The following is an 8,763-nucleotide window of genomic DNA, read 5'->3' on the forward strand; positions in this document are numbered from 1 at the left end:
TGACTTGTGGAGCGACGCCGCACGCATGGGCGGGCGCACGATGGACACGCCGGCGTTGCTGCATCCGCTCGATGTCCAGGCGGCCGCCGAATGGGCCTACGTCCGCTCTGTGTTCGCTCGCATCTTCGTAACCGCGGACATCACCAACCGCCTCGTCAATGCGCCCTACTGGGTCGACCGGCCGCTGTTTTCCTATCCGCCGTCTTGGTATCCGCTCGGCCCTTCTCGCTACGAGGTGATCAACAGCGAGGGGTGGCCAGTGTACGGGTTTCTCATAACTGACCGCAGTGGCTCGGGGCAGAGAGCAATCCAGGTCCTCGAGGGCGACGACGGCTCCTATCGCAAGCGCAAAACGATCTTTGCCGGCGGCGCCTACATCTGGGGAGACTGGGTATGACACCGCTCCTCGGGCTAGTGGCCAATATTTTTGCCGGGGTTTTGTTCGTCAACGGTTTTGCGGGGCACCCGCCACTGAGCGTTCCAGTAATAGCCCGGGTGCTGAACCCAGTTCGAACCAACGAGATCGAAACGAAAGGTCATAGCTTCGAAATTGGATTGGTAATCGGCGTATATGACCAGGCCGATGACGATGCCGCTTCCGGCCTCCGGAAATATGTCAATTCCCTCAATAGATTCGTTAGCCGCAACGATATGCGTGAAAAGCCTTGTCAGGCGGAGATTCCAGAAGAAGCTATCTCGATCGGGTTCCACTTCAAAAGACTCAATCCGGCATCCGATAATCTGGGCGAGGCTATTCCCGAAATTTCTGAATTTGACTTGGAGTGTCCCTTGGCTCCTGTCCTTTTCGGCCAGAAGCAGCGCGCGGTCTCGGACATGCTCTCGAGAAACCGAATCGACCATCGCCTTGAAATTGTTTTCCGCTATTTCGTTCGCCCGCCGCATTTCTTGGGTCGCGTTGGTGGTATCCTCGACAGCAGTCAGCGTGGCACGCAAGGTTTCCCTTACGAAGAACAAGCCCGCGATGGTCGCGCACAGAGCCAAGAAGCTAACCACGGCAGAGGCAAGCCCACTAAAGGCAGCGCGCTGCTCTGCTTTCAATTTTTGATCGGCATGAGCATGCTCGCCGGCGGCTTCTATCTGTTGATCGATACATTCGAACATGCGGACAGGCGTGACGTTGATGCAGGTGCGCTTCGCGCTTGCTTTAGCGTTTTCCTTGTATGCGGTGGTGGTCTGCTGGCGGTCTTTTCCGTCGCTGGCCAGTAGGTAGCCACCCTCCCACGACAAGCCGCCGACCAGCAACAGCACGATTATTGGGACAATCCATTTAGCGAATGGATGCTTACTGATTCCTTTTATACCAGCCATTCGCCCAACATCCCCCATTTATCGCCACGCCCTCGGATTGTGGGCGACTATCGATTGGGAGTCGATCTCCCTGACCTCCTTATCTGTCCGCCCCCGCAAAACCGCACGAGGATCCTCCCCAATGTCGAACGAAAGCATCGCGGCGGACGCCGTCGCGAGCGGCCCCCGATCGGCCGCGCCTCCGAGCTTCGACGGCCATGGCTGGCTCGTGGTCATTAACCTCGCGTTTATGACCGCGTGCTTCGTGCTTTTCTCGATGCTGGCCGTCAACATGGCGGTATCGATGTGGGCCAATCGCCATCAGGATAGCTGGCGCCATCCGGTGACGATCTGGCGAATGATCGGTCTCCTGCTCGGCCTGGCGGGCTTCATCAGATTCGGGTTCGGCGCCGCGGTTCTATGGGGCTGGAACCCCGATTATCCAGGCGCCACTGCGCTGTTGCTGACGCTCCAGCGGGTGTTTGACCCAATCGCAGCGTTGTGCGGTATCGCGGCTATCGCCACCTTCAAGGTGTCCGAGCGCGGAATGGTCGAGCAGCTGCGCCGGCGCCCGTTTCCGATCGACATGTGGGCGTCGCTGCCGATGCTCAAGCGGCCCGCCGCCATCGCCCTTCTCAGCCTGATCGCCGCGATCGGCGTGGTGTCGACGCGATGATCTGGCGGGCCGTGCTGCCGCTCGCCGCGGCGGCGCCTATCGCGGTGACCGCCGCGGGAACCAAGGGGGCAATGGTGGGCGAACCGACGATCTGGATCGTGCTGGGCTATCCGTTCGAAGCGGGCAGCATGATCGCAGCGTTGTGCGCGTGTCTCGCCGTGCGCTTCTGGGCGGTTCAGAAGGACTATGTCCGGCATCGTTGGTCGCTCGACATCCCGGTTGCCATGCTGGCGCTGATGTTCACCGCCGCGGCGGTCATCACCGTGCGCCCGACGCCGCTGGTGGCGCTGCTGCTCGGTACCGGCCTGGGGGTGCTTGGCGCCGGCATCATCGCAATCGCCAAGAAATACGTCGACCGCTGGCTCGGCGTCGTCGCGGGACCTGATCCCGCCCCATAACGCGCCGCGCGCTCTCGCGGTATCATCGGAGGAAAGTGACATGACGCAACCGCCTCAGGCTGCGATCGACGCCGCGCGCGCGTCGATGGCGGTATGGAAGATCCCTGCCTCGGTCTCGCTTGCCCAGTGGGCGCTCGAAAGCGGTTGGGGAACACGGGTATCCGGCAAATTCAACTACGGCGGCATCACGGCCAAGGTCAAAGATGCGGTTTTCCCATTCGTGCCGGGGACGCCGCTCGAGCCCGCCACCTTGTGCGCGACGCACGAGAACTGGCAAGGCAAGCGGGTGTCCTGCAAGCGGTGGTTCAAGGACTTCCCGTCGATAGAGGCGTATTTCACCGCCCACGCCAAGCTGCTGGCTGCGGGCGCCCCGTACGCTAAGGCTCGCGTGAAGCTGCCCGACCCCTTTGCCTTCGCGAACGCGCTGACCGGCGTTTACGCGACCGACCCGAACTATGGCGCCACCCTTGGGTCGATCATCCGCGGTTCCAATCTGACGCGGTTCGACAAATGAGCGGGTTAATCTCCACGATCGAACCGCCGGCACTCGCGCGCTTCAAGCGGATCGGGGCGGTGCTTGTCGTCGTCATTATAGCGACGGTGATCTTCGCGCTGGTGGTGTTCGCCTTGGCAAAGGTTTGGCCTCACGCGGACCAGACGCCCGCGATCGTCGCGCGCAAAGACGAGAAGACGGCCCAGCGGACCGCGACCGAGATCGGCGCTGCAGCTGAGACGGGCAACCGCGACGCGACCGTCCACATCGACCTCACAACGAAGGAAATCCATGATGCATTTTCGACTTTGCAACCGCCGCACCCCGTTGTGGCCGGTAATCCTCGCTCTCTCCCTGCCGCTCCTGTCGACCGGTTGCGTGACCGCCTCAACGAAAGCATCGCGCGCGCGAACCGAGCGGCCGGAGCTGCCGCAGCGCGCGAATGAGCTGTCGCTGACCGAACGCCTGCAGCCGCTGACGGCACGCCCGGCGAGCGGCGACGATGTCGCGATCAGCCGCAACGTGCTCGAGGAATTGTACGACCGATTGAACGACGCGGTTGGCGCGGTGGAGAAGCTCAACATCCGCATCGCCGCAAACACCCGCCTTTGGGCCTGCGCAGACGCGATATTCAAGACCGGGAAGGCGGCGCCGGAGTGCGTACCAGTGAAGAAGCCTTAGCCATCGGCGCAAGGTGTGGAACGAAGGCGGAGAGCTTGCAAAGGGCCAGCATTCGTTCATCTTTCGCAACGCCGAATCAGGCAAACGGGGGAGAATTACATTGTTGCTCGAGAAACTTGCGCCAGCTGCGATCGTGGTATCTTTGCTATTCGCGAATTCCGCTTCCGCTCAAAGCGGTCGGGTATTGCCGGCAGATACCATTATCAACGTGACACCGACGACTGAGCTAACGAGCAAGCAGATGAAGGAAGGCGACGACGTCGTGTTCCAAATAGCGAACGACGTGGCCGAAAACGGGACGGTGTTCCTTCGACGCGGCGCTCCGGTAAAAGCCAAGATCACGTGGAAGACGGGTAAGGCGATCGGCGGGAAGTCGGCGAAATTCGAGGTCACCTTCGTCAGCGTGAATGCCAATGGCAAAACTTGGCAGTTGAAGGGAAAGCACCGCCAAGAGGGTAAGGGAAATACCGTTGCGGCTTTGCTCGGCTCGATGCTGGTCAGCGGCCACTCGGCGACAATGTCGCCTGGCCAGATCGTGACCGCGTTCACGGCGGAGCCGATCGAGGGCTAGTCTCGACGTGCGGCGCTAGCTCGCGCGGGCGCCGCACCTTTCACGTCAGCTCACCAATTCCAAAGCCCGGCGACAAAACCCTTAACGATGTTGATACCGAGCAGCGCGCCCGTGACGCCCATTGCGGGCCAGAATAACAGCATGGGTCATCTGGGCGGTGCGGGGCCACGATCAGATCGCTTCCTAAGCATTGGTGCAATTCTCCCGAACCATGCTGGAACGCGGAAGAGCGCAGCTAGGAGATTCCGGTCGATAGCCGGCAATATGGCAGGGTACACTTACGCACGAAGTCTGCGATATATTCGCGCCAGCGCGGACTTATGGCGTTTTCATGTTCGAAGACACATTGCTGAAGGTGGTCTTAAGCCTGTTGCCCAAACCCTGCATAGCGGCGATCGCTGCGACGGCAATCAAAGCCGCGATCAGGCCGTATTCAATCGCGGTTGCACCCTTGTTGGCACGCCACAACATGACAAGTTTTTCAATCATGATTCCCTGTCGCATACAGGGGTTAACAAAATCGACCCCAATGCGCTGACGCCGCCAGGGAGGGGAAATGAGGATTATTCGGTAGGGCCGATATTGATCATCTCTTGCAAATACTTCCCCGACTTGAAGCGCGGGACTCGCCTTGCGCCGACGTCAACCGGTTCGCCGTTGCGGGGGTCACGGGAGATGCAAGCTTCCAGACATCGGGTTGTGAACGAACCAAAACCGCGAATTTCCACACGGCCGCCGCGTGCGAGGTGTGCAGTGATCACGTCAAAGAAACTGTTCACGATCCTTTCGATCTCCCTCGCGGAAATCTCGGGATGCTCGGTGGCCAACAGCTGTTTCAGTTCGGCCCTGACCATCACGCGGACTCCATTTCTGCTATTCGCCGCCAGTTTAGCGATTATCACAACCCTAACAACTTTCTCGGCGACGGCTGGCGCGGAACCTTTTCAATTGCCACGAACAGGCCCCCCGGAGCGAAGCGCGCTGTCTGCGCTTTCAAAGGAGACTTGGTGTATATCGATGCTGTAGCGGGAAATCGTTGCGGCCGTGCAACATAGCAGCCTCAATGAGATGCCTCATCGATCCGTCGCTTGACCCCAGCTAAAACTCAACGCAAAACTCGCCTGTGATCGAGCCGCGCGTCGGGGGATGCGCTGGCTCTCACAACCTTCAAACTTTCCCTCCGCCTGCGGGATCGGGGCGACAAGCGGAGGGAACGTTACACGTGGGCTACCTTTCCACTGGGAGAATTCTTTCACGCACGTGTTAAGGAATGCTGACTGTGACCGACTTCGGCTCGCAACCCGGCCTGACTCTCAATGTGTATTCGTGCAGCTCGAAGCCTGAAACTCGATGGCTGTTCGGACTGGAATCGCCTAACGCTCGGTGGGTCCATCGAGCCAAAAGGTTAGACAAGTTTGAAAGGTCCCGAGGTGGTTTTGAGCGTCAGTTTAGCCGGTTAGACAACCGAAGTTATTGTAAAATCTCGATTGTGCCTATCCCATTGGGACTGCCAGCCTTTCAAGGTTCTGAGCGCATTTGCGGTGCACTACGTTTAACATCGTTGCAGACTGCGATATGCCGATCTGCCAATGTCGGCACGGCGCAACTGGGAATGGCGTGAATGGCTCATCAATGGGACGGCTTCTACGCAGCTTATATGACGAGCACATCCGGGCAGGGATTTGGCTTGTTCATTTTTCAGAACGGTACAATTGTGGGGGCCGACCCGATGGGTGTCAGGTTCGACGGCACTTTTGACGAAGTGCTGGCGGACGGCTTATTTGGTACGCTGAAAGTCACGGTCCCTCCAAATGGAACGGTGATACAGGGAGCGTCGTCGGGGCCAAACGGCATGTCTTACGACGTTGATATTGCGGTTGAGGGCGGCCCGACACCTGACTCCGTTGTACGTCAAGAGACGCCCCTTGGCCCGGTAAACATCAAGTTTGAATTGCTGAGGAAGCTCGCTTGACCTGGTCCCTCGACTGGTCGGCGACCTCGGCGTGCCTCAGTGCCATTGCGGCGACAGCGGCGGCCATCGCAACCTGGCGCGCGCCTATCAGTGCGGCCAGAATCGCGGAAAACCTTCGCCGCCAGGGCGACACTGTCGTCGAGCGAAATCGCTTTCGGTTAACGGTGTTCGCGCAAGTCATGCAGGGGCGAGCGGAAATTTGGTCCGAGGAAACTGTAAGAGCGATCAACTCAATTGATGTTGCGTTCAACGATGTGCCGCCCGTGCGAGAGGCTTGGGCAGAACTTTTTCAAGCGTTAAGTTCGCCCGAGATTGCGATACATGTACGTGAAGAACGCTTGCGAAAACTTCTAAAGGAGATGTCGATAAGCCTTGGGCTCGCAGATACCTTACGGCTTGACGATTTTGCGCGCGTTTATTTTCCGACAGCTGTCCAGGAAGAGCGGCAGGTTAGAGATCTGCAGCGGCGGGCGGATCTCCGGAAGCTTATGGGCGATCCGCCAGCTGCCGACCAGAAAGGCGTCGCGTCGAAATGGCCCGAAGCGCCAGCGTGAGCTTACTATGCCGACCGCATAAGCCGAACTTTATGAGCCATTTTCGTTTCGCACTCGTTTAGTAACTTACTGAGCGGAATGCAGAAAAATAACGAGTGTTTTGCACTTTAAGCCGCAGAAAAGAGCCAAAGCTTCATGTTTGGAAGGCTGCTGTATCATGATTTCATCGTGCTTGCCCAGCGGCCCCGCCGGTAGGTGGTTGGCTATGGACTGGTCTACTTGCGATCCGGTCAACGATAATTCGATCGAAGGGTTGCTTCGGTACCAGGCTAGAATAGCCTCTTAACCGCGTTGCCCACTCGTTGGTCGTGGATGGCGTATCGATCGACCCACGTTTGTCGACCAGCAGGGAGCTAGCCCATGATGCAATCAGACCTGACGCCGGATATGATCCAAGCTGCACTCACTGCGCCTGGCGCCGATGCCTCCGGCCTAACCGACAGCTCCGCTGCCATTCAGGCCGCAATTGACAGATATTCGAACGTGGTCCTTGCACCCGGACGCTATCTGATAACTACACCGCTAACTCTTTCTACCAACCAACGGCTCATAGGCTCTGGGGAGGGGTTAACCACACTCGCGCCGGCGGGAGATATGGACCTCATCAGGTTTGCCGGTTCGAACGTGGAGACGGCAGGTTATAGCGTAGACAACTCGAATCGGACTGGTGGAACAGATTTTGTTATCGATACGGGATCTGGCGCGAACCTGACCGGAATTCGGATCCACGATATCTACTGCGAGCAGTCGTATCAGGCGTTGAGTGACCTCGGAACCGGAATATATGTGCAACTCCGAATGGATAGGGTGAAACATCTGCGGCATCGCGGCCCAGGTTACGTCATGCGGCGAGGTTTTTCTTTTCTCTACATAGACTTTAGCAACACGCTCGAATTTACGAACAGCGTGTCCCCTAATTTTATCGGATTTGATTTTGATGGCGCCACATTGTCTGGTCCTGCTGGCGGTCTGTATCTAGGACTCAATCTAGCGGGAAGCGCTGGCGAGGCAGGCACGACCAGTGCGCAAAATGGCTTCGTCATTCAGCACGCGGCTGAGATCCATTTCGAGCGATGTCGAGCAGACACGTTGGGCGGTGATGGCCTCTTGCTCAACGCATGCAACAATGTCTACTTTTCTGACTCGCCATTTTACGGATTGTGCGGTGGGATGCAGGTGCGCATCCGAGACTCGATTTATGTCGAGGGTTCCGGCTTTACCGTACGGGGCCGGGGAACAATTGGTGGTGCCGCATCGCAACATGGTGTGTCGTTTGAGGGGGGTACTTCCGAAATTTCACTCGCGCGGATTTCTGCGCGTGAGAACACTGGTGACGGCATTAACTTCAACGGTACGGGAAGCAACATTCAGATTGGCGCGATCTCGGCACGTTCGAACATCGGCAATGGGGTGCAGAAGCAGGGCGGCGGTCGAGGCACGACCGAAATCGGCAATTTGATGGCTATTGCGAACGGTGCTCGTGGGCTTTTAACCGACGATGCCGGCGCGTTCGGTGTCAAGGGCGGGCTCTTGAACGCAAATGTGGGAGGTAATCTGGAACTCGGTTCGGACTTACATGTCGCTCGAAGCATGACGATCGAGAGTGGTGCGTGCGGCGATTATACGGGTCCGGTAACTGCATAGACTCGCTCGAACATCTGAGACCTTCCAAATCTGTCCGGTGTCATCCCGGTGAAACTCCGACGATTTCGCTGTTTGATCCTGCAATGCTCTTCGTTGACGGTCGGCCGAAAGGGCGGATTTCCGCAGCTTTAGCGGTCAGGGTGAGTGTTGACTTCGCAGGTTCGCAAGTTCAATCCTTGCCACGCCAACCATTAAAGGGCTGTTACCTCAACCAGGTGGCAGCTCTTTTTGCTGCTACCGACGGCGTTATGTTGCATTCCTCTTCGGTGCCGCCCCGGTGAAAGGCGTCCGGAACACGGGCTTCGATCCCGTCAATGATGGCTTCGATCGCAATCAGAGCTCCCGCGAGGCAGTCAGGATCGGACGCTACGTAGATGTCCGTGACGATGCCGAGGGGCCGCTGAGCGGCTGCGCTTGGCGTAATATTTCCAGATCGGCGAGCAGCTCCTCGGTGCGCGCGATCCCT

General features: G+C 58.3%; 13 protein-coding genes. 9 read left to right on the top strand and 4 right to left on the bottom strand.

Translation table 11 applies throughout. From position 1 onward, the window contains the following. The coding region (locus tag RH90_RS07190; protein WP_010184787.1) for a hypothetical protein at positions 1–397 on the top strand (397 nt) is incomplete at its 5' end. Between the two features lie 14 nt (positions 398–411). On the opposite strand, the gene RH90_RS07195 is transcribed toward RH90_RS07190, so the two are convergent. Continuing rightward, positions 412–1,329, bottom strand: a complete 918-nt coding sequence (locus RH90_RS07195; protein ID WP_010184788.1) for a hypothetical protein — start codon at positions 1,327–1,329, stop codon at positions 412–414. Positions 1,330–1,366: 37 nt separating this feature from the next. Between RH90_RS07195 and RH90_RS07200 the strand changes: the two genes are divergently transcribed. The 3 genes from RH90_RS07200 to RH90_RS22045 are packed head-to-tail and all read left to right on the top strand — an operon-like array spanning position 1,367 to position 2,896. Then, on the top strand, positions 1,367–1,984 hold the full coding sequence (locus tag RH90_RS07200; RefSeq protein WP_232280325.1) for a hypothetical protein: 618 nt from the start codon (positions 1,367–1,369) through the stop codon (positions 1,982–1,984). Continuing rightward, positions 1,981–2,382 (top strand): hypothetical protein, encoded by a 402-nt coding sequence (locus RH90_RS07205; protein WP_010184791.1) that lies wholly within the window; start codon positions 1,981–1,983, stop codon positions 2,380–2,382. Before RH90_RS07200 ends, RH90_RS07205 begins: the two co-directional genes overlap by 4 nt. Positions 2,383–2,422: 40 nt before the next feature. Next, positions 2,423–2,896 carry a glycoside hydrolase family 73 protein gene (locus RH90_RS22045; protein WP_010184792.1) on the top strand — a complete coding sequence of 158 codons (474 nt, stop codon included), beginning with the start codon at positions 2,423–2,425 and terminating at the stop codon, positions 2,894–2,896. A gap of 5 nt (positions 2,897–2,901) precedes the next feature. On the opposite strand, the gene RH90_RS23365 is transcribed toward RH90_RS22045, so the two are convergent. Continuing rightward, positions 2,902–3,168 (bottom strand): hypothetical protein, encoded by a 267-nt coding sequence (locus tag RH90_RS23365; RefSeq protein WP_157134545.1) that lies wholly within the window; start codon positions 3,166–3,168, stop codon positions 2,902–2,904. On the opposite strand from RH90_RS23365, the gene RH90_RS07220 reads away from it, so the two are divergent. Together RH90_RS07220 and RH90_RS07225 are read left to right on the top strand one after the other, a co-directional pair. Next, entirely contained in the window at positions 3,167–3,556 is a 390-nt protein-coding gene (locus RH90_RS07220; protein WP_010184793.1) for a hypothetical protein, read from the top strand. The genes RH90_RS23365 and RH90_RS07220 overlap by 2 nt on opposite strands. 13 nt (positions 3,557–3,569) lie before the next feature. Beyond that, complete coding sequence (locus RH90_RS07225; RefSeq protein ID WP_157134546.1) at positions 3,570–4,127, top strand: hypothetical protein; 558 nt, start codon at positions 3,570–3,572, stop codon at positions 4,125–4,127. A 318-nt stretch (positions 4,128–4,445) separates the two neighbouring features. Here the strand turns inward: RH90_RS07225 and RH90_RS07230 are convergent, their stop codons facing one another. Both RH90_RS07230 and RH90_RS07235 read right to left on the bottom strand, forming a co-directional pair. After that, the gene (locus RH90_RS07230; RefSeq protein ID WP_157134547.1) at positions 4,446–4,616 is read right to left on the bottom strand and encodes a Flp family type IVb pilin; all 171 of its coding nucleotides are present in this window, start codon (positions 4,614–4,616) and stop codon (positions 4,446–4,448) included. 74 nt (positions 4,617–4,690) lie between these two features. Then, positions 4,691–4,981 carry an HU family DNA-binding protein gene (locus RH90_RS07235; RefSeq protein WP_010184797.1) on the bottom strand — a complete coding sequence of 97 codons (291 nt, stop codon included), beginning with the start codon at positions 4,979–4,981 and terminating at the stop codon, positions 4,691–4,693. A 767-nt stretch (positions 4,982–5,748) separates the two neighbouring features. Here RH90_RS07235 and RH90_RS07240 point away from each other — a divergent pair. The 3 genes from RH90_RS07240 to RH90_RS22535 all read left to right on the top strand — a co-directional run bounded on the left by RH90_RS07240 (position 5,749) and on the right by RH90_RS22535 (position 8,297). After that, positions 5,749–6,099, top strand: coding sequence for a hypothetical protein (locus RH90_RS07240; RefSeq protein ID WP_010184798.1), 351 nt, complete (start codon positions 5,749–5,751; stop codon positions 6,097–6,099). Further along, positions 6,096–6,653: a DUF6680 family protein gene (locus tag RH90_RS07245; protein WP_010184799.1), complete on the top strand. Its 558-nt coding sequence runs from the start codon at positions 6,096–6,098 to the stop codon at positions 6,651–6,653. Before RH90_RS07240 ends, RH90_RS07245 begins: the two co-directional genes overlap by 4 nt. Positions 6,654–7,013: 360 nt before the next feature. After that, positions 7,014–8,297: a glycosyl hydrolase family 28-related protein gene (locus RH90_RS22535; protein ID WP_081476891.1), complete on the top strand. Its 1,284-nt coding sequence runs from the start codon at positions 7,014–7,016 to the stop codon at positions 8,295–8,297. Positions 8,298–8,763: the final 466 nt, after the last annotated feature.

Origin of the sequence: Sphingomonas sp. PAMC 26605, from assembly GCF_000241485.1 — a bacterium.
GTDB lineage: Bacteria > Pseudomonadota > Alphaproteobacteria > Sphingomonadales > Sphingomonadaceae > Sphingomonas.